Origin of the sequence: Mycobacterium sp. 1164966.3, assembly GCF_001665395.1 — a bacterium.
GTDB lineage: Bacteria > Actinomycetota > Actinomycetes > Mycobacteriales > Mycobacteriaceae > Mycobacterium.
In genome coordinates this window covers 186865-206781 of sequence record NZ_LZSG01000062.1, presented here as the reverse complement: position 1 = coordinate 206781, position 19917 = coordinate 186865, and the positions used below count along the sequence as shown (strand labels likewise).

The window sequence follows — 19917 nt, the reverse complement described above, 5'->3', positions numbered from 1 at the left end:
CGCGTGGTCAGCCGATTCCGTAATCGACGATGCCCCGCACGATTTCGCCGTTGAGCAGATCGGCGTAGGCGTCGTTGATGTCGTCGAGGCGGTAGCGCCGGGTGATCATCTCGTCGAGCTGGAGTTGTCCGGACTCATAGAGCCTGGCCAGTCGGGAGATGTCGGCCTTGGCGTTGCACGAGCCAAAGATGGTGCCGGCCAACGTCTTGTTCATCAGGATGAAGTCCTGCAGGTCGATATTGACCGACCGGGTCAGTTGCGACGTCATGCCGGTCAGCACACAGGTGCCGCCCTTGCGGGTCAGCTGCAGCGCGTCGCGGACATCGTCGGCGGTGATCAGCGACGGTGACACCACGACTGCGTCGGCCATCACTCCGTAGGTGAGGCCGCGCACCAGGTCGAGGGCCTCGGCAATGGATGCCGCGCTGTGCGTCGCACCGAAGAGCCGTGCCGATTTCTGTTTGAACTCCACCGGATCGACGGCGATGATCTGCGCGGCGCCGTTGATTCGGGCACCCTGGATTGCCCCCGTCCCGATTCCGCCGGCACCGATGACGACCACTACGTCGCCGCCGCGCACGCCGGCCCGATTCGCGGCCGAACCGTATCCGGTGGGAATGGCGCAGGACAGCAACGCACTGGGCACCAGCGGTAGCTCTGGCTGAATCTTCACCAGCGAATTCGCTGACACCACAGTGTATTCAGCGAACGCCCCGACTTTGGCCAGATGGCCCAGCGGCCGGCCGTCCGCGGTGTGATGGCGAAAGGTGCCATCGGTGGGCATGCCCGGAACCATGGTTCCCATGCCCTGGTCGCAGAGGTACTCCATGCCGGTGGCGCACCATCGGCACTGCCCGCACACGGCGACGAACGTCATCACCACATGGTCGCCGACCGCGAAATCGCTTACACCGTCCCCGACTTCACGCACGATGCCCGACCCCTCGTGTCCGCCGACCATCGGGAACATGGTGGGTAGCCCAAGGGACCGCAGCACCTCGTTGGGCGCCGACATGTCGCCCTTGAGAATGTGGTCGTCGGAGTGGCACAGGCCGGCGGCTGCGAGTTGGACCAGCACCTCGCCCGCACGCGGCGCGTCGAGTTCGAACTCCTCGACCGACCACGGGCCGCCGACGTCGTGCAGGATCGCCGCGCGGCTTCTCATGCCGCCGGGCTGAACGTGACGGGAAGCTTGTTGGGCGAGCGGAAGGTGAGCCCGACGATCCTGGACTCCACTCCGGTTCCGTCGTCGTCGACGAAAGTCAGATCCTTGACCCGGTCGAACAGGCTGTTCAGCATCACCCGGGTTTCCAGCCGGGCCAGGTGCATGCCCAGGCACATGTGGATGCCGCCGGCGAAGGCGATGTGGGCTTGCCGCGGGCGGCGGATGTCGAACGTGTTGGGGTCGGTCCAGCGGCTTTGGTCGCGGTTGGCCGAACCCATGCACATGTCGATCTGCGCATCGGATGGGATTGTCTTGCCGCCTAATTCGACTTCCCGAGTGGTGGTCCGCATGACCATGGTGAGCGGGGTCTCGAAACGCAGGCCCTCTTCGATCGCCATCGGTATCAACGACCGGTCTCGGTAGACCAGTTCGAGTTGCTCGGGATGGGTCAGCAGTAGGTACAGCAGGTTGCCGGACGAGCGGTAGGTGGTTTCCAGCCCCGCAGGCAACAGCAGCCGCAAGAACGCGATGATGGCTTCGTCGGTCAGCTTCTCGCCGTCGATCTCGGCGGCGACCAGGTCGCCGATGATGTCGTCAGTGAGCTTGCGGCGCCGCTGTTCGACCTGGTTGAGGAAGTAACCGTGCAACTCGTTCGCTGCGGTCAGCCCCGCCATGATGTCGGTCGGGATGGAGATGAGGTCAAGGGAAAGCCGCCGGAACATGTCGAGATCTTCCGGGGGCAGCCCGAGCAGCGTGGAGATGATCCGGGTCGGGAACTCGAACGTGACCGCCTTGACCAGGTCCGCCTCGCCGCGGTCTTTGATCTCGTCGACCAGCTGATCGCAGACCGGCCCGATGACCGACGGTTCCCACCGTTCGAGCGCGGTGGCCCGGAACGCCTTGGCCACCAGATTGCGGTGATCGTGGTGCTCCTTGCCGCCCATCGCCAGGATGGTGTGACCCATCACCAGTCCGATGGTCTGGTCATATTTCGCCGACGTGAACGTCTGGTCGTCACGGAAAGCGTGAAACACCTCGTCGTAGCCGAACAGCGTCCATTCGTCGGACGGCCTGAGCTCCTCCGGCATCTGTTCCTGGTCGGAGAGACCGCCGTGCCACACCGGGTCGGTCTGCCGCATGTATTCGAAGAAGGGATACGGACTGGTTTCGCCGGTGGTGTCGAGAGTGACGGGCGCGCCGCCGGGGTCGGTGCTGAGCGTCATCCAGCGCTCCCTCCTGAGCAACCGTGGAATGTCGCTATCATAGTATAGATAGCAACGAAGCCCAATCAACCTGAGACGGTTACCGTAACGGGCACAGTATCCGGGCTGGGCGTCCGCCCTGATCGGCGCCGGCTGGATCGCATCTTTCACGACCTTGAGAGCCAGGACTATTTTGAAGGGGGTTTCCCGGCTGTCCCGATGAACGATCCGGAAGACAAGAGGATATGACGCAAACGAATCGTACACGGCCGCAAGGCCTTAGCCGCCTCGATCCGGCCCTGCGCGATACTGCGGCCGGGTTGGGCGTGGCCGAATTCCGCACCGAGACGTTGCCCGCCGAGCGCGAGAAAGCCAATCGGGCGGCAGCTGACCGGGCCGCCGCGGTCGACACCACCGGCGTCGCGGTCGAGACGCGCTCAATTGCCGGCCCGGATGAAGCGCAGCTGAACCTGCGGATCTATCGCGCCGTCACCGCGTCAGCCGCACCCTTGGTCCTGTATGCCCACGGCGGCGGGTTCGTCACCGGCAACCTGGACACCGATCATGCCGAGTGCGTGGAGCTGGCCCGGGCGGCCGGATGTCTGCTGGTGTCGGTGGACTACCGGCTCGCGCCGGAAAACCCATGCCCCGCCGCCCTCGACGACGTCGAGGCCGCGCTGCGTTATGTCGTCCAGAACAGTGCGGACTTGAAAGCGGACACCCCCCGGATCGCGGTGATGGGTCGTGATGCGGGCGCCGCGCTGGTCGCGTGCCTGGCGCAGCGCATGTTCGACAACGAAGGCCCTCCGATCCTGATGCAGATTCTGCACCAGCCGATGCTCGACTCGGACGCGACGCCCTCGCGGCGCGAGTTCCAGCGCACCCCGGGTCTCAACGGCCCGGCGGTGAGCCGGGCCTGGGGCCACTACCTCGGGCATGCCACGGCGAGCGGTCATCATGTGCCCGCGCACCGGATGAACCTGGAGGGGCTGCCGCCGACCTATGTCAGCTGCTCGGAGATCGATCCGTGTCGCGACGAGGCCATCGACTACGCGAATCGGCTATTGCATGCCTACGTCCACACCGAGTTACACGTTGTCGCAGCGACATTCAACGGCTTCGACTCGGCGGTACCGGATTGGATTGTCTCTCAGGAGAACCGGGCCTTGCACGCGCAGAGTCTGCGCCGGGCATTCGCCATGTAGACCGGCGATCCGGCGCGAACGGTAAGTCAAGCTTGGCGTGTGAATCCTGGGCTTTGCGTGTGCGGCCTCGGCGCAATTTGGGGCTGATTCCCCGCCCTACACTCGCGCTGAAAGCCGTCAGTTCACACTGATTTCCGGCTACCCGATTGGCAGGTCTGACGAGTCGGGTGAGTAGCGGCAACGCGACCGTCCTTGGCATTGGCCGCGCGTCAACGTCATTATCGACTGAACTCCGGTAGCTCTTACTGTATTGCCCATTGCTACCATCAGAGTCGCCCGCGAACCTCTACCAGGACCGATTAGGCGGATGATCAGCCACCCTCACCTTTCCCATCACGTGCCGGCATCATGAGCGCAGTCGACTCGCCGGAAACAGCTCTTTTCACCTCGACCACTCAAGCGTTTCTGCAAAAGGAAGCGCCGCTGCGCTATGTCCGGGAGCTGCATTCCGCGGGTGTCTCCTTCGACCCGGCATGGTGGCGGCGAGCCGCTGAGCTCGGGTGGGCCGGTCTGTTGGTGCCCGAGGAACTCGGCGGCGGCAGCGTTTCGGGCAACGGCATTGCCGATCTGGCCAACGTCGCCGAACAGCTCGGCAAGACGGTGGCGCCGGGCCCCTTGTATCCGGTAAGCACCGTGCTGGCAGGATTGGTCACCTGCGGCGAGCGGCAGGAGCACGCGGCCATCGTCGAATCGCTGATGTCCGGTGAAACGGTGGCGTCATGGGCGGTTTCGGAACCCGGCCGCGGCTGGGCACCGCACGATCCTTCGGTGACGGCCACGCAGACCGGCGACGGCTACCGCATCGACGGAGCCAAGGACCGCGTCGAGGCCGCCGCCCAGAGTGCCGTGCTGCTGGTGACGGCGCGTTGCGGTGACGGGGTTCGCCAATTCCTGGTCCCGACGGACGCGCCGGGCATCCGCATCACACCTCAGCAGTCGATCGATTTGGTCAAGCAATATGCGCGAGTGGACTTCGACGGTGTGCTGGTGCAGCCGTCCGCCGCCGTCGGCACGGCCGCCGAAACCGCCGCGCTGATCGAGCGGCAGAGCCGGATCGCCCAACTGCTGCAATGCGCGGAGGTCGTCGGCATTGTGCAAACGGTGTTCGACTTCACCGTCCAATGGGCGCTGGACCGATACACCTTCGGCCGCCCGCTGGCGTCGTATCAAGCGCTCAAACACGGCTTCGCCGACATGAAGATGTGGCTGGAAGCCTGCCGGGCGACGACCTCGGCGGCAGTCGCCGACGTCGCCGCCGGCTCACCCACGGCGGACTTGTCGGTCAGCATCGCCAAGTCCTACGTCGGGGAGATGGCCGGCCCGATCGTGCAGGGTTGTGTGCAGATGCACGGCGGCATCGGCGTCACCTGGGAACACGACCTGCATCTATACCTGAGACGAGTTACCTTGTACCGCGCCATGTTTGGCACGCCGGAGGAACACAACCGCTGGGTGTACGCCTGGCACGCGGGGCAGAAGTCGGATCGATGACAACCGAATCGGTTGCCGAGTTCGCCGCCCGGGCCCGGGCCTGGCTGGCTGACAACATGCCGCGCATCGACCCGAAATCGCCGCCGGCCGCGCCACGTGACGACGAACGCAGCTGGCAACGGGCCAGAGAACTGCAAAAGCGGCTTCACGCAGGTGGTTTCGCGGGTATCTGCTTTCCTCGCGAGTACGGCGGCCTGGGGCTGGACTACGAATACCAGCGGGCGTTCGACGAGGAATCGCTGTATTACGAGATGCCACTGATCCTCAACACTCCGACGTTCACGATCTGTTGCGCCACCCTGCTTGACACCGCCAGCGAGGAGCAGAAGACGCAGCACATCGCCGCCGCCCTGCGCGGCGACGAGATACTGGTGCAGCTGCTCTCGGAACCAAGCGGCGGATCGGATCTGGCCGGGGTGATCACCCGCGCCGAACGGCAGGGCGACCGTTGGGTGCTCAACGGCGCAAAGACGTGGAGCACCAGCGCATTCGCGGCCGACTACGGGCTATGCCTGGCGCGCACGAACTGGGATGTACCCAAGCACGACGGCCTGACCATGTTCCTGGTGCCGATCGGCCATCCGGCTATCACGTTGCGGCGCATCACGCAGGTCAACGGGTCCACCGAGTTCTGCGAGGAGTTCCTCGACGGGGTGGATGTCGGCGACGACGCCGTGGTCGGTGAGGTGAACAAGGGCTGGGCGGTGGCGTCGCGGCAGCTGTATCACGAACGCCGCGCGGTTGGTCAGGGCTCCGAGTTCGCAAGCGGCAGTGGCAGCGAGGGCGGCCACACCACACCGGTCGACTACGCCGAGCTTGCCCGCACGACCGGTCAGGCGCACAGCGATCGGGTGCAGGAGCGCGCCGGCCGGGCATTGGTACACCGTGCGGTAGCGGAGCAGCTGAACGATCACGTCTATCGCAGTGTGCGGGACGGGATCTTGCCGCCGGCGGGCGGAACGCTCATCAGGCTCTTCCACGCCGAAACGGTGAGCCTGGAGATCGACACTGCGTTGTCGATCGCCGGTGCTGCGGGTGTCGTCGGTGAACCAGCCGAAGGTCTGCGGACCGGGTTCCGTTACCTGTCCCGGCAGTCGGTCGCGATCGGCGGCGGCACCACCGAGATGGCCCGCAATGTCATCGGAGAGCGGGTGCTGAATTTTCCGCGGGAATACGTCGCCGACCGTGGGGTGCCGTTCAATCAGGTGCGGCACGGTCGTTGACACGGATTACTCGTCGACGAAGACGCCCTCGGATCCGCCGCTGACAACCGGTATTTGGACCAGTGTCAAGACGTGGTGCGCGGTGCTGCCCGGCGGTGCGACCAGCACACAGTCACCGCCCTGCCGCCGCGCCCGGTCACGGGCTGCGGCCAGTGCGCTGACACCCGCCGACCCGAGATGGGTGACTGCGCTCAGGTCGATCGTCAAAGGTGCTATCCCCGAACGGCTTTCGACGGCAATCTGGCGGTCCAGGGTGGACGCGGTGATGGAATCGACGTCGCCGCTGACGATGATGTGCCCGGCGGCACCGACAACGGAGGCGAATTCGCGGTCGATAGCGCGCTGGTAGGTTGCCCGGCTGACCATCGGGTCGGTGACGAAATTGGCCGGCCGCGAAAGGCAGTGCGTGAGGGTGGCGGTGGTGCCGTCGTCGTCATGTGTGACGTGGGCGTGCGACACCAGTGCTTCGGCCATCGCGAGTCCACGCCCGCGGCCCTGCCCGCCTTCGCGGTGGTCCTTCCAGCGGCCGTGGTCGATCACCGAGACGCGCAGGTTGCTGTCACCGCCCAACGTCGCCTCGACGACCACGCCGTCGGGAACCTCTGTGGCATAGGCATGTTCGACTGCGTTCTCGACGAATTCGGAAACGGCGTGCACGACGTCGGAGATGTCGCAGGCATCGGCACCGAGGTCACCCAGCCATTCCCGAAGCCGGGCGCGGACGGTGCGCGCGGCGTGGATCGTCGCGTCAAGCGTCAGGTGCAGCGGCGGGGGCGGCGTACGTCGTTGCGCGGCAAGCATTGTGACGTCGTCGCTGTAGCCGGTCGACCGGAGCAGCAACTCCAGTGTCTCTGCGCACAGGCGGTCGACGGGGCGCAGGTCGGTATCCATGATGAAGCCCTTGCCGCCGCCGGCGATGTTCGCGGTCAGCTCGGCGAATTCCGCCGTGCTCGCCTGCATCGGCCGGCCGGGGCGTTCGATCAGGCCGTCGGTGTAGAGGAGGATCGAGTCGCCGATGTCGAGCACCTCGGTGCGCAGCGCGAATCCGGCACCGCTGCCGAGCGGCCCTGCGCCGGTTGGCTCCACGTACCGGGACCGCCCGTCGGCGGTCACCACCAACGGCGGCGGATGTCCGGCGGTGCAGTACTGAAACTCACCGGTGGCCAAGTCGAGCGAGCCGATGCAGATGGTGGCCGATTTCGATCCGGGCACCTCGTCGTGGAAGCGGTCCACCGCCGCGAGGGTTTCGGCGATGGTGTGACCGGCTGAGATTTGCATCCGCACGGCAGTGCGCAACTGCGACATCACCGCGGCGGCTTCGACGCCATGACCGACGACGTCACCGACGATGAGCGCCAGCCGATCTCCGAGCGGCAGCGCATCGAACCAGTCCCCACCGGCGGCGGTGTCCTCCGCCGCCACCAGGTACTCGGCAGCTATGTCGACACCGGGGATGACGGGCACTGAGGGAGCCAGCAAGGCCTGCTGCATCACGGTGGCCGAATCGCGGACGTGGCGGTACCGCTCGGACAACTCCTACATCCGGGCCTCGGTGGCCAGCCGCGCCCGCACCCGACGGGTCACGTCGTCGAAAACCAGTTGCACACCCTCGATCGATCCGTCTTCGCGGCGGCGCGGCGTGACCAGAAAGTCGAAGAACCGTTCCTCAACGCCTGACCCGTCGAAGTCGAGCTGCAGGCGCCATTCGGCACCCGATTGAGGTTCACCGGTCTGGTACACGCGGTTGAACATTTCGTAGATCTGCTGGCTTTCGAGTTCGGGATGAACCTCGCTGGCCGGCAACCCAATTGAATCGGACTTCGGAGCCAACGTGCGGTAAGCCGCATTGGCCGCGATGAAACGATGCTCCGGTCCCTGCAGGCCGACCACCATTGCCGGGATGCTTTCGAAGACGCGCCGCACGTCCTCGGCCTTCCCGACCGCTTTGTCCCAATCCTTCTCGGCCGTCATTCACCCTTCCTACGACAGCCTCGCCAGGGCGAAGATCCGGCGCGATGACCAGTTGGCAAAGTGTCGGTTACCCAAATTATCAATGCATGTCAGCCGTTTCGTGCATTGATTTTTCGGGCACACCCGCGTGTCCGCGGCCCGCCTTAGGCGAATGCCTCCGCCAGCGCGGCGTCGGTAGTTGGGTGGATGGGCAGCACTTCGTCGAGCCCACATGCCTCGACGACCCGGGCGACCCCGGGGTTGCCGCTTACCAAACGCAGCGCGATGCCGCGGCGCTGGCAGCGCTGCGCTTCGTCGGCCAATACCTCCAACGCGCAGCAGCCCATGAACTCGACGTCGTTGACGTCGACGACAAACGGGCCTGGTGGGGTGGTAATCGCCGACACTTCGCCGAGCAGCTGCAGCCAGGTGTGCTCGTTAGCGGCGTCGATCTCGCCGCCCGCCCGGACGATCATGACCGGTCCGCTTCGCTGCGCGGTGGCGCGCAACGTGCTGTGCGGATCGCCCAGCTCGCGGATCAGCCGGGTACTCAGCATCACCTGAGCAATGCCTGGTCGGGAATGATCTCCTGACGCCAGGCTCATGGTGCTCTTGTATAGCAAGAGCGGCCGGGTGGAGTCCAGGTTTCGACGGTGCGCGGCTGAGCGCAGCGCCAACGCCAAACTAAGCCGAGGCCGGTTGGGAAACCTTCATCAGCTTCATCAGGTTGCCGCCCATGATCTTGGCGACGTCGTCCTGCTCGAATTCGGTCAGCTCGTCGACGAACGAGATGGGGTCCTTCAGGCCCTCCGGGTGTGGCCAGTCGGATCCGAACAGCACCCGGTCGGTGCCCACCATCTTCACGATCTCGCTGAACCGGTCCTCCCAGAACGGGGTGATGTAGATGCAGCGCTTAAAGGCCTCGATGGGGTTCTCGCTGAATGAATTGGGCATCTTCTTGTAGACGCCCTTGAGGCCCTTGAACAGGTCGGGCACCCAGTCCGCGCCGTTTTCGATGGAGAGGATTCGCAGCTCCGGATTGCGCGACAGCGCGCCGTGGCACACCAGCGCACCCATCGCGTCCATGATCGGCCGATGCCCCATGGTCAGGCTGCGGAAGGCGGTCGGCTTGAACGGCAGGAACTCGTCGCCGGGCTCCCACACGTTCGCGAACTCGGAGTAGCCGCTGTCCGATGCGTGCATCGAGACCGGGAGCTCGGCCTTGATGCAGGCGTGCCAGAACGGGTCGAACTCCTCGAGGCCGAATGACCGGCTGCCCCGGTAGCCGGGCACCGGGGCCGGGCGGACCAGCACCGTGCGGGCACCGCGCTCGAGGCACCATTCGAGTTCTTCGAGAGCGCGCTCGACGATCGGCAGGGTGATGACCGGGGTGGCGAAGATGCGCTCCTGGTAATTGAACGACCAAGTCTCGTACATCCATTGGTTGAGCGCGTGGATGACGTCGTGGGTCATCTCCGGGTCGTCCTTCATTCGCTCTTCGACCAGGCTGGCCAGCGTGGGAAACATCAGCGCGTAGTCGATGCCGAGCTCGTCCATCACCTCGAGCCGGGGACCGGGCTCACGGAAAGCGGGAATTGCCTTCATCGGCTCACCGAGGATTTCGCGGTAGGACTTGCCTTGAGCTCCGTTGCGGAAGTACTCCTCCTGCGCACCCGGACGGGCTACCACCTCGAACGTCGGGTTGGGAATGTATTCGCTGATGTGGCCGCGGACCACGATCTTGGTCCGGCCGCGGACCTGCACGTAGTCGATCACGTTCTTGCGCTTGTCCGGCAGGAACTTAGTGAGTGCTTCCTGCGGCTCGTACATGTGGTTGTCGGCGTCGAACACCGGGAAGGGAAGCTCGCGAGACGGCATGGCGATCTCCTTGGCAGTTCTCTGGGGTTGGTAATGACGTTACCACTGCTGCGCAACAGGGTGTACCGGGACTATTGCAGGCCTACCGTCGGCGTCGTCCCGTTGATGACGGCGAAATTCACCGTCGCGGTCGCCGCGAGCTCGTCGTCGGTGTCGCCGTAGATGTCGACCTGCATGACCATCGCCCGCCGGCCGGACCGCAGCATCCGGGGCACCGCGCGGGCCAAGCCCTGCCGGATGGGTCGCAGGTAGCGGACGAACAGATCGGCCGTCGTCATGGTGGTTCCCTGCTGCAGATGGTCCAGCCCGAACTGGCCGCCCGCCACGTCCACCAGGGTGGCGATCAATCCGCCCTGCAGCGCGCCCGAGGTGTTGGTCACCTTCGGGCTGACCGGCATCGTCATCGCGAACTCGCCGTCGTGGTAGCCCGGCCGCATCCCGATCTGCGCGAACAGCTCAGCAAGCGACGGCGCGGGCGTCTCCTCTTCGGTGTCGCGGATGCCGAGCGCCCTGCTGCAGAAGTCGTAGAGCTGGCCGGCGTCTATCGGAGTTCCGTTCAATTCGGTTCCCAGCCAATGCAATCGCTGTGCGCCCACGATGGTCTGCATCACGATCGCGGCCGCCGACCCGACATCGAGCCCCGGGTTGAACACTCCTTCGGTAATGCCCTGTCCCACGACGTCGCGGATGAGCTGATGCAAGGGTGAGAGCACCCGGGCGTATTCGCGCGGACGAGTCTCGGCCAGGTGCTGGTTGTAGAGGCTCAGGGCCCGGTTCAGACTGTCCTGGGTGCTCGACTCCGGCTGTTGACTGACGCGGTCGATCACCAGCTTCAGCGCCGACGTGCTGTCCAGTCCGGTGGTCTCGTCGCGCCAGATCTGTACCGAATGCGCGATGGTCCTGTCGAACAGCGCCAACAGCAATTCGTCCTTGCTGCTGAAATGCTGGTAAAAGGCGCGCAACGAGGTCTTGGAGCGGGCGACGACCTCTTGCACGGTGAAATCGGTACGGCCGGTTTCGCCCAGTATCGCGACTGCCGTCTTGATGAAGCGATCGCCTCGAGTCACGTCAGCGTCATCGTTGGGACCGGTCATGAGTTTCTCCCGTCCTGGTCGCCCGTTGAGAATGAGGTTACCGCGCTGCGACGGGAAACCGGACAGGACGGCTGGCAGAGCGTCCGTGAGTGGCGCCGATATGGTCGGTGTCGCCAACCAAAGGAGGACGGGTGTCGTACCCACTGCAACCGCTCAGCAGGGCGCAGCCCGTCGCGAATCGGCAGTCTGCCGCGTCGCGGGCTTTTTGGCTGTTCATGCTGACGGGCCTCGGCGGGATCACCGCCGCGGTAGGGATATCGTTTGCGGTCGCCGACGTGACCGCAACACCGGCGTGGGTCGCCTCGGTGATCGGCGTCGTACGGCAGTCGCCGGGTTCGCGGGTTGCCGTGCGGTGATGCCGCGGGTGCGATACCGGATCACCGCCATTCTGTCGGGTCTGCGATTGCTGGCGCTGCTGGGGTGCGCTGCCCTGGTGATCTGGGGGCTTGGTGCCGCGCAGGTGATTTCGGGCCGCGCAGCCAAAGGCGTCATCATGGCCGCGGTGGTGGGCGCATTGCTGTTTCACCTGTCGACGTCGACGCTGTTCATGGGTGATTGCAACGGCCTGATGTTCCGAAAGACGTTGGCGCACTGGGACCTTGTATCCCAAGTGGTGTTCACCGCCGGTAGCAGGCCCGGAACCGTCGAGATCGGGACCGCGCTGCGGCCAGGAGCCAAGCTGAACCCTATGCCGGTAAAGGATGGGCAGGTACTGACCGACTTACCGCTTCGGACGGTGGTGCCACGCGGCAAGTTCGACATCGACAGGATGCGGTGGGTGCTCAATCAGTCTGGCCGCCAGGATATTCCGCTTGTCGAACGCAGTCCTGGCGAGCGGTAGCCCACGGCCGCCAACCGGCAAGCTAGGCGCTCATTCAGCGCGGACGGCGCCGCCATCGCCCGCGAAATGGCTCCATCAGGCTCTCTTGGGCGGTGAAGCGCCGCTGCGCGCTGGCCAGGGGTGTCGAGGACGACGTCTGCTCGATGCGGCCACTGTCGCCGACCAAGAACACCGCCATCGCCGGCGGCGCATACACCGACCAGCCGAGCGGAAACCGTTCGGCCACCAAATCCGTTGTGGAGTAGGTGATTTTCTTGTCGCGGATGTAGTCGCGTACCGCGGCGATCGCGTCTTCGGCGGTGGGCCTCGGTGGTTCTTCCTTGGAGTAGGCGTCCAGCACGGCACGTTTCACGTTGTTGCGCCATGCGGCGAGGCCGACGATGGCGCCGTACCACGCGGCGACGCCGACGCCCAGGGCGAGCAGCGGGTAGTAGAACGTCAGTCCAGAGGCCAGCCAAGCCAATGTCACTGCGGCCACACAGATTCCGGCGAACAAAGCGGGCGGAACCACGACAGCTGCCACGCTCACCGCGTTCTCCCGGAGGCTGCGCGGGGGCCGATCCTGCGATTCGTCCGCCGCGGAAATGCCCGACATGGCCAGCCCCCCCGGAACACACAAAGCCACCACCCCGGCGCACAGGACGAACCCGGCGATGGTCAACGCGGTGTCGAGGCTCGAGCTCATCGGATCAGGCCGGCCAGGCCGAGTTGGTTGAGTGCGGCGTCGAGGTCGGGATTGGCGAAGTGGGTGAATACCGCGGCGACGTCGTCCGGGGTGACGGTGTGGTCGGCGGCTGCGGCCAGTAGCCGGTGACATGCGCTTTCCAGGCCGGGGCCCACGACTGCGCCCATGGCGTCGACCGTCTCCTGGGGTGTCCAGATGGCCGGCAGTGGGTCATCGAGTTCGTCGAAGGTGTCGGCGGCGCCACGCCACCACCTTCCGTCACTCCACCAGTAACAGAAGCTGAGCAGCCCGTTCTGGTTGCGGCTGTTGAGCACCGAATCGTTGACCCAGGCCGGCGCGCCGCAGTACAGGTCGGGCAGCGGTTCGTGTCGCTGGTAGGCCGCTACTAGCAGTGGGGAGTTCCAGCGCCCACCGGAGAGCACCGCCCGGTCGCCGGGCAGGACATAGAGGCTTGATCCGCTGCGGGCATCGGATTCGTATGAGGCTAGGCCGGGTGCGATCCGGGGCCCCCAGTGTGACCGAGCCCCCGTGTAGGTCGCGGCCAGCACCGCCCAGCGGGCCCAGGTGTCGGGGAGGGGTTCGATGTCGTCGGTCTCGGTGGGCCGGCGTCCGCCGGCCTGACCGGCCGAGGCGGCCATGGACGCCTGTGCCGGAGTGCGGCCCTGGGCGGTGGGACCGGCCAGGTAGCCGGCCATCCAGACCGGCAACCGCGGCCGGGGGTAGGCAGCGATGTCGTCTCGATAATTCTGCGGTGGTTGCAGTTGGTGGTCGGGGAAGGGCTGCTCGCCGTAGTCGTAGTCCACGCGCAGTTGACCCTCGCTGGTGACGATCAGTAGCAGTCGCCACCAGGGTCCCGCCGACACCTGCGCGCTCACCTCGCGTTGCGCGCGCACCAGGTCCACCACCGACCGGGGCACGGTGACCGGCTGCCACCCGTCACCGGTGGCGAACGCGCAGTCCGCGCTGCCGGCGCGAACCGTCAACGCGAAGACCGCCCTGAACTCCTGCCAACCCGGCGGCCCCAGCGCTGCGAGTTCCTGCGCGATCTGGTCGAGCATCGCCGACACTCGGGCGCCAATTTCCTCGTCGCGCAACGCCTTTTGCGGATCCAATGGGTCTCCGTCGTCGACGATCGTGAAGCCGGTGGCGACGCGTGGGCCGCCATTCGAGGCGTCGGCGAACGCGTCGGCGAGTTCGAACATGAATTTTCGGGAGTCTCCGCCGGCTGCCCGTTGAGCCAGCGCGCGTTCCTGCTCGGCGAAGTGTTCCCGGGCCACCTCCGGTGGCGTCGACGACGACACCTGCTCGATACGTCCGCTGTCGCCGACCAGAAACACACTCGTGCCGCCGTGCACCGGCGAATACACCGACCAACCGGCCTCGAACCGGTCGGCCGCCAATCCCGTTGTCGGATAATCCATTCCCGCCTCGAGGATGTACTCGGTCACCGCGACGACAGCCTGAGTGGCGCTGAGCGGACCTGCTGTCATTCGGACCTCATGACGTCGGCGCCGATGCGGGGCGAATCGCACCCGCGAGCAGTTGGCTGTAGGCGAGCCGGCCGAGCAACTGATGGCAGGCGTCGGTCTCGGTGTTCAGCCGAACGAGACTGTTTTTGTTGCCGCGCTCCAGCCAGTAGACCTCCCAGCTGCCATCGGCGGCTTGCTCGACGCACCACGAGTAATCGGCATGGCCGCCCAGAGCGAGCACTTGGGGCGCAATGCCTATCAACTCGAGGACGCGGGCCAATTCGGCCAAATTCATAGCGGGATCTCCTTGAGGTAGCCGGCATTCACCAGGTCGACGATTGGGCGGGTGAAGTAGTACTGGATGCCACCGCCCGGCTGACCCATCGCGGGCGCGATCCGGCCCTCCCATATCGGGATGGGTCGCATCACCTCGTACCGGTGGTAGCCGGCGTCGAGGCTGTGCGGTGGCAAGGCGCGTTCGGGAAACAATGTGCCTACCGGCGAACCGAAGACGCCGAACCCGGGTCCGAAGCGATCGAAAAGCTGGCCTGGGTTGAGCACACTGGGCGTGCGATCCTCGGGAGAGCTGAAGCCCTGGGGATGCGTCTGAGGATCGGGCCATACCAGTTCGGGGTTTCCGTGCGCGTCGCGCTGGCCGGTGGGCCAGTATTCACGGTTCCACTCGGCCTGGGTGAGACCCCCGTTCGGGTGGTAGCTGTGGGGGAGCATGTTCTGCACTTCCGGGTGCGTACGGGGTGCGCCCGGGGCCAGCGCGTCGCTGACCCGATGGGGGTTGGCTGCTGCGCTGTCCAGCAGGCTTTGATCGAGCAGTCCGGCTTGAGGGTGGCTGAGCTGGTCGGTCGGTATCGTGCGGCCGTTGACATCGTAATCGCGCGACGGCGCGACGACGGCGGGAGCGTCCGATTGGGTTCCGTCGTCGGCCCGAGGCGCTTCCTCGTGCGGAGGTGGGAGCGTGTCGGGGTGGCCGGAATGCCAACGGGCATCCCAGATTCGGCGGTCGACGGAATACTGGCCGTTCGTCTCATCCAGGCGCAGCGGACGGCCCTGGGCCGGCTCGTCGGTGTGTAGCCCCGGCTGCCACCATGGCCGTTCGGTCCGGTGTGCCTCGATGTGTACTTCATCGAAATGGCCGGCCGCGATGCGGCCGAAGTTGGCCAGCGACTCCGTGCGCACCCCGAGCGCCGGATCGAATTCGTAGTAGGCGGTGTGGGTGCCGAAAGTATTCAGCAGGTCCATATGGCGTGGGAACTCGGCGGTGACCCGATGCGCGCCGAAAGGTGCCATGGCTGGATCGACTCCCAGGCCGACGCCGAAGAACCGGCCCAACGAACCGGGCGAACGAGCGCCGAGTGCGGTCACGATGTCCCGCGACGACGAAGCGACGAAGACGTGCTCGCCGATGCCGAAGTCGGAAGCATGGTGTTGCAGCGCCGCGCCGGGCGAACCGGCCAGCGTGATGCTGTGCACGTGGCCGGCCAGCTGACCGTTGCGACCTGCGTAGCTGGTGGTCGTCGAACCATAGGAGTGACCAAAGATGTGGTTATGGGTGAAGTGTTCGCCGTGAGCGGCCGCGTTGAACGCGGCGATGTCGCCGTGCAGGATGGCCCCGCCCTCGCTCGCCAGCCCGTGAAACGCCATCCGGAATATTCCTTTGCCGCTGGGCGCGTCGTAGCCGATCCAGGCGATCGATGCGGCCTTGAGGTCCGGGTTCTCCATCGCCACCGACTGCAGATGGTTCAGTGCATTGCCGAGGTTGCCGCCCAGCTTGTCGATGGTGGTGGTGACCCCCGGTACATGCCATGACACCGAGTCGGCGCGATGCGGGTCGTAGCCGACGCTGACGACCATCCGGCCGTCTCCGTGGAACACCTTTGGGTCGAAGGCCAGGATGTGCACCTCACCGCCGAGTCGCGCGGCCTCAGTCTTCGCGTTGTCGAGTGCCCGCCGAAGGTCGGCGTAGCGCCTCAGTTCTTTGCGTTCCGCACGGGTCAGGTGTTCGCCCGCGTCTTTGCGGGACTGCAGCTCGTCGAGTCGCTGGGAGAGCTGGTGCTGGTTGGCTTCGTTACGCGCCCACGCGGGAACGCCTTCGGCGTTGCCTATTTCGTAGGGATAGGCGTCGATCAGCGCGCGCTGTTCCTCGCCGCTGAGCTCGCGCCACCACGCGACGTTGTCCCTGGCCCGTTGCTCCCCAAAGCGATTGTCGGCCAGGTGATGTCGCACCTCGTCCGGACTGACCGGCGGAATCCGTTTCCACAACGCCTCGTTCGCCATTCCGCGGGAACGCTCGGCGTCGGGCTGGGAGGCGACCGCACGGCCGCGTTCAGCCGGGTCGATCTCGTGGTGTCCCGCAGACTGTTCCGGTCCGTCTGGCGCGGGATCGGATGCGCGGTGGCCGTCGTTCAGAACTCCGTCACCGTCTCCTCGGGCCAAGTCCCGTGATTCTGTTCCATGACCTGAATCGCGTGGGCCCTCGCCATGCTCGACAGTGTGTCCGGCGGGTCGTTGAGCAGGGTCCGCTTGTCGATGGTCAGCGGGTGGTCCCGGGTGGGTTCCGGCGGGTCGCTCAGCGACACCGCTTTCATCTGGTAGGTGATGATCTCTGGGCCCTCCCGAATGCGCCGGAGGGTGATTGTCCAGCGGTACGGGTAAATCTGACGGGCCGGTGGTGGGCGGCCGGTCCGTTTCGCCTCGATGTAGTCCTCCGCCACCATGTCCGTCGACCAGCTCGGGAATTCCGTCACGACCCCCGTCTGTGAATCGATGACCAGCTTGGTCGAACCCACCGCCTCGCTGCCCGCGGCCTGCTCGGGCGTCAGGATCGGCGAGCAGATCCATCCCATCTCGAACCGCAGGACCTCGTAGGAGGTGTCCGGGTCGATCCTCGCCAGATACGCCAGTGCCTGGTCGGGTGTGTCCAGTTCCGCCATGTTGGCCTCCTTGCTGCGGAGTGATCGGGCCGAAATGATCGGGCGCGATGGGCGTGAAGTGCAGATAGGCGGACTTGTCGACCAATCGCGGGGGTGGATGATCCGACGTCCGATTGTGCTGCGGATCCCACCACACCGGACCCGCGGCGTCGCGCGGGTACACGACGACGGTCGCATGCGCGCCATTCAATTCGGGCGTCCCGTCCGGCCTGAACAACGGTTTGCCGCTGCTGTCGAACTTCTGCCAGCCGTTGACCACCAGGGCCGACGATCCCGGACCCATCCTGCTGATCCGTTGATGCAGCGCTTCGAACTGCTCGGGTATCGCCAGGCCCGGGTATCGGTGCAGGCCGTCCCCGAGCCAGGCCTTGGCCCTGGCCAGACCACTGGCCTCGCCGAGTCGGTTGGCCTCGTATCGCGGTGCCGACACCGTCGGCTCACCGTAGAACGACGCCAGCGCCGCAAGCGAGGAATCCAGGCAATTGTTGGCGCGGCCGGCTACCGCCGGGCCACCGTCGTTGATGAGGCCGCCGTAGGGATGGCTGCGTGGGTCAGCCCAATGCGCGTAGCTTCCTTCCTTTTCCAGCAAGGATTCCCGAACAGCCGTTTGGTGTGCCGGATCCTCAACCGGCGCAAGCTCTTTCGGGCCGTAGATGCGGTGGTTGGCCGGATTGTCGAAGCCCGTCGGGTCGACGGGACCGGGTCCTGGCGGCGGCGAGTCGTCGCCGTATCCATCGGAATCGGGTCGTCGCGACGATGGGTCCCGATGCGGATCATGTTGTCCGCCATGGCGATCCGGCCCGCCAATCCGGGTAGTGTCTGTCGACGCCGGCCGGGCCGTGCTGTGGCCTGCGTCGGACAAGCCTGGGGAGGCGACGACGGACGGCGCCGCTGCGGCATCGTGCGGTGCGGCCGCGTCGGCGTGATGTCGGGGATCCGGCTGCCCGGCATCGCCGTCGGAGTGTTCGGATTCCGCGCGCCTGGCCGGCTCGGCATGCCAGTCCTCGGTGAGCCGGCTGCCATGGTCGGTGGGATGCGGCCTGTCGGTGGAATCGGGGGCATCCACCCGCTCGATGCCGGAATGTCGTTCGTCGCGCCCGGCCCCGTCACGGGACGGCTGAGCTTCTCGCGGCGGTGCTCCGTCTCGCGCGGGCGATACGGCATCGCCGCGCGGCTGCCCGTCGCGGGCCGGTCGGGCATCTGGAGCGGGTGCGACGTCAGGCGTCGCCGTCGCGTGTGCAGCCGGGTGGTCTTGCGGCAGCCGCCCGTCTCGTGGCGGGGTTTCGGCGTCATGCACCGGATGTGTCGCGGGTTCGACTCCTGCCGGCGCGCGTACCGCGTCAAGCCTGCCTTTGGCCGGTGACCCTGCGTGTGCAACGGGTTCGGAGGTCCGAGCGGCCGGCGCGCCGGCATGCTGTGCGGAGGGGGCTTCCGATACACCGGCCCGCGCGGTCGGTGGCGCCGGAGTGCCTGGCGACGGGGAGTGGGTGGGTGCGGGCGGAGATCCCGCTGGGTTGGAGGCAGGAGCGGCATGGCTGCTCGGTGGTGCCGCAGTCGGCGGTCCGGCATCCGCAACGCCCGGATGAGCGCCGGTAACGGGTGCGGTGTGGGGTGCGATGGCCGCGTCGGTGCCGGCGAAACCGGCCGGAGCCGTCGGCCGCCCGTCGTATCCGGGTGACCCCAAGTTGAGGGGCACATCCACATTGCCGGGCGACGGACCGGCGATTTCGGGGGAGTGGGCCGCAGCCGATTCGGCCGGGGGCGTCCGCGGATGCTCGGGCACGGGCAGCGGGTCCACCGACGGCGACCCGGACCGGTCGCCCGTCAAGGCGGTCGACTCCGGCGTGCCGGTGGTGTGTGCCCCCGGGCTGCGCATCCCGTCCACGGCGCCGAACACGGCGCCGGCACCCGCGGCATCGGCCAGATTCATGTGCCCGGTCAGTGCCTGCTGGGCGGCCAATGCGCCCCCCGCGTTGCCGACGAACGACGCGCCGAAGTTCTTCGCACGGTTGCCCAGCGCCGAACCTGCGTCGAAGTCGTGTGCCCCTTTGACGACCGGACCCATGACGGCGCCCGAAATCGCGCCGGACTCCACATCGCTCCAGAACGACGTGGAATCGAAGTCGTGGCGATTGCCCTGCAACATCTGTTGGCCCTGAATGCCCGCATTGAGAGCACCGGACATGACGGCGTTGACCGCGGCGCCCTCGAGCGCACGCACCACCAGTTCGGTGATCACTCGGGCTATGGCCTCCGAAGCCACCTTGGCGACCGCGGCGCGGATGATCGACGAAATCGCCGCTTCGGCCGCTGCCACAGCGGCCGCGATCTCCGCCGGAGCTGTCCAGTTGATCCAGGAGGTGGCGATCAGCGCGCCGACAGTTGCCGCCAGCGCAACCAAGTTCGCGATGAACATCTCCTTCGCAAACTCGATCTCGGTCGCCACCTTGTCGACCGCCTCAGCCAACTGGCGTAGCTGCCCCGCAACCTGGTCGATCGCCGGGGTGAAGGGTTTGAGACGCTCGTCCACCGCATTGTGAAGCTCGCCGGCAGCGAATCCGCCAAGCGTGGTGTGGGTGGCGGTGTTCAACTCATCTTTGAGCCCTTCCAGCTGATCCGCGTAATGCCGCCATCGACCGGCTTGCCGCCGGCATGCGGTCTCGTCGCCGTCGGGAAAAGGTTCACCGATGAGGTCGCCCACCCATCGCAACCAGCCGGGAAGTTGAATGCCCATCTATCACGCGTCCCGCATATGTTCCGCCGGCG

The 19917-nt window shown here is 66.2% G+C and carries 14 protein-coding genes and 1 pseudogene; 5 read left to right on the top strand and 10 right to left on the bottom strand.

The window, feature by feature from the left end:
* Nucleotides 1–7 precede the first annotated feature (7 nt).
* Nucleotides 8–1165 carry a Zn-dependent alcohol dehydrogenase gene (locus tag A9W99_RS22110; RefSeq protein WP_067383241.1) on the bottom strand — a complete coding sequence of 386 codons (1158 nt, stop codon included), beginning with the start codon at nt 1163–1165 and terminating at the stop codon, nt 8–10.
* Nucleotides 1162–2388 (bottom strand): cytochrome P450, encoded by a 1227-nt coding sequence (locus A9W99_RS22105; RefSeq protein WP_067383239.1) that lies wholly within the window; start codon nt 2386–2388, stop codon nt 1162–1164. The genes A9W99_RS22110 and A9W99_RS22105 overlap by 4 nt, the downstream gene beginning before the upstream one ends.
* Before the next feature lie 224 nt (nt 2389–2612).
* On the opposite strand from A9W99_RS22105, the gene A9W99_RS22100 reads away from it, so the two are divergent.
* The 3 genes from A9W99_RS22100 (at nt 2613) to A9W99_RS22090 (ending at nt 6286) form a co-directional block, all read left to right on the top strand.
* A complete protein-coding gene (locus tag A9W99_RS22100) occupies nt 2613–3572 on the top strand; it encodes an alpha/beta hydrolase (protein WP_067383236.1) in 960 nt (319 codons plus the stop codon).
* 348 nt (nt 3573–3920) lie between these two features.
* Nucleotides 3921–5063, top strand: coding sequence for an acyl-CoA dehydrogenase family protein (locus A9W99_RS22095; protein WP_067383233.1), 1143 nt, complete (start codon nt 3921–3923; stop codon nt 5061–5063).
* Nucleotides 5060–6286, top strand: coding sequence for an acyl-CoA dehydrogenase family protein (locus tag A9W99_RS22090; RefSeq protein ID WP_067383232.1), 1227 nt, complete (start codon nt 5060–5062; stop codon nt 6284–6286). The genes A9W99_RS22095 and A9W99_RS22090 overlap by 4 nt, the downstream gene beginning before the upstream one ends.
* Before the next feature lie 6 nt (nt 6287–6292).
* Here the strand turns inward: A9W99_RS22090 and A9W99_RS22085 are convergent.
* From A9W99_RS22085 to A9W99_RS22070, 4 genes and pseudogenes are all read right to left on the bottom strand, one after another.
* Nucleotides 6293–8257, bottom strand: a pseudogene (locus A9W99_RS22085) (SpoIIE family protein phosphatase).
* A gap of 143 nt (nt 8258–8400) precedes the next feature.
* Complete coding sequence (locus A9W99_RS22080) at nt 8401–8793, bottom strand: anti-sigma factor antagonist (RefSeq protein WP_067383748.1); 393 nt, start codon at nt 8791–8793, stop codon at nt 8401–8403.
* 127 nt (nt 8794–8920) lie between these two features.
* Nucleotides 8921–10114 carry an amidohydrolase family protein gene (locus A9W99_RS22075; protein WP_067383228.1) on the bottom strand — a complete coding sequence of 398 codons (1194 nt, stop codon included), beginning with the start codon at nt 10112–10114 and terminating at the stop codon, nt 8921–8923.
* A 71-nt stretch (nt 10115–10185) separates the two neighbouring features.
* Nucleotides 10186–11208 (bottom strand): hotdog fold thioesterase, encoded by a 1023-nt coding sequence (locus tag A9W99_RS22070; protein WP_067383225.1) that lies wholly within the window; start codon nt 11206–11208, stop codon nt 10186–10188.
* A gap of 131 nt (nt 11209–11339) precedes the next feature.
* On the opposite strand from A9W99_RS22070, the gene A9W99_RS22065 reads away from it, so the two are divergent.
* Nucleotides 11340–11564 (top strand): hypothetical protein, encoded by a 225-nt coding sequence (locus A9W99_RS22065; RefSeq protein WP_067383222.1) that lies wholly within the window; start codon nt 11340–11342, stop codon nt 11562–11564.
* Nucleotides 11564–12049 carry a hypothetical protein gene (locus tag A9W99_RS22060; RefSeq protein ID WP_067383219.1) on the top strand — a complete coding sequence of 162 codons (486 nt, stop codon included), beginning with the start codon at nt 11564–11566 and terminating at the stop codon, nt 12047–12049. The genes A9W99_RS22065 and A9W99_RS22060 overlap by 1 nt, the downstream gene beginning before the upstream one ends.
* A 34-nt stretch (nt 12050–12083) precedes the next feature.
* Here A9W99_RS22060 and A9W99_RS22055 read toward each other — a convergent pair whose 3' ends face one another.
* From A9W99_RS22055 to A9W99_RS22040, 4 genes are read right to left on the bottom strand one after another with little or no spacing between them, the layout of a single operon-like run.
* On the bottom strand, nt 12084–12734 hold the full coding sequence (locus A9W99_RS22055; protein WP_067383216.1) for a hypothetical protein: 651 nt from the start codon (nt 12732–12734) through the stop codon (nt 12084–12086).
* Nucleotides 12731–14224 carry a hypothetical protein gene (locus tag A9W99_RS27445; protein ID WP_067383213.1) on the bottom strand — a complete coding sequence of 498 codons (1494 nt, stop codon included), beginning with the start codon at nt 14222–14224 and terminating at the stop codon, nt 12731–12733. The genes A9W99_RS22055 and A9W99_RS27445 overlap by 4 nt, the downstream gene beginning before the upstream one ends.
* Before the next feature lie 7 nt (nt 14225–14231).
* Nucleotides 14232–14498 (bottom strand): hypothetical protein, encoded by a 267-nt coding sequence (locus A9W99_RS22045; RefSeq protein WP_067383210.1) that lies wholly within the window; start codon nt 14496–14498, stop codon nt 14232–14234.
* Entirely contained in the window at nt 14495–19885 is a 5391-nt protein-coding gene (locus A9W99_RS22040; protein WP_067383207.1) for a glycohydrolase toxin TNT-related protein, read from the bottom strand. The genes A9W99_RS22045 and A9W99_RS22040 overlap by 4 nt, the downstream gene beginning before the upstream one ends.
* Between the last annotated feature and the right edge of the window lie 32 nt (nt 19886–19917).

Bases quoted from the DNA above. Each gene is read 5' to 3' on its own strand.
- A9W99_RS22110 (WP_067383241.1), bottom strand. From the start codon at position 1,165: ATGAGAAGCCGCGCGGCGATCCTGCACGACGTCGGCGGCCCGTGGTCG.
- A9W99_RS22105 (WP_067383239.1), bottom strand. From the start codon at position 2,388: ATGACGCTCAGCACCGACCCCGGCGGCGCGCCCGTCACTCTCGACACC.
- A9W99_RS22100 (WP_067383236.1), top strand. From the start codon at position 2,613: ATGACGCAAACGAATCGTACACGGCCGCAAGGCCTTAGCCGCCTCGAT.
- A9W99_RS22095 (WP_067383233.1), top strand. From the start codon at position 3,921: ATGAGCGCAGTCGACTCGCCGGAAACAGCTCTTTTCACCTCGACCACT.
- A9W99_RS22090 (WP_067383232.1), top strand. From the start codon at position 5,060: ATGACAACCGAATCGGTTGCCGAGTTCGCCGCCCGGGCCCGGGCCTGG.
- A9W99_RS22080 (WP_067383748.1), bottom strand. From the start codon at position 8,793: ATGCTGAGTACCCGGCTGATCCGCGAGCTGGGCGATCCGCACAGCACG.
- A9W99_RS22075 (WP_067383228.1), bottom strand. From the start codon at position 10,114: ATGCCGTCTCGCGAGCTTCCCTTCCCGGTGTTCGACGCCGACAACCAC.
- A9W99_RS22070 (WP_067383225.1), bottom strand. From the start codon at position 11,208: ATGACCGGTCCCAACGATGACGCTGACGTGACTCGAGGCGATCGCTTC.
- A9W99_RS22060 (WP_067383219.1), top strand. From the start codon at position 11,564: ATGCCGCGGGTGCGATACCGGATCACCGCCATTCTGTCGGGTCTGCGA.
- A9W99_RS22055 (WP_067383216.1), bottom strand. From the start codon at position 12,734: ATGAGCTCGAGCCTCGACACCGCGTTGACCATCGCCGGGTTCGTCCTG.
- A9W99_RS27445 (WP_067383213.1), bottom strand. From the start codon at position 14,224: ATGACAGCAGGTCCGCTCAGCGCCACTCAGGCTGTCGTCGCGGTGACC.
- A9W99_RS22045 (WP_067383210.1), bottom strand. From the start codon at position 14,498: ATGAATTTGGCCGAATTGGCCCGCGTCCTCGAGTTGATAGGCATTGCG.
- A9W99_RS22040 (WP_067383207.1), bottom strand. From the start codon at position 19,885: ATGGGCATTCAACTTCCCGGCTGGTTGCGATGGGTGGGCGACCTCATC.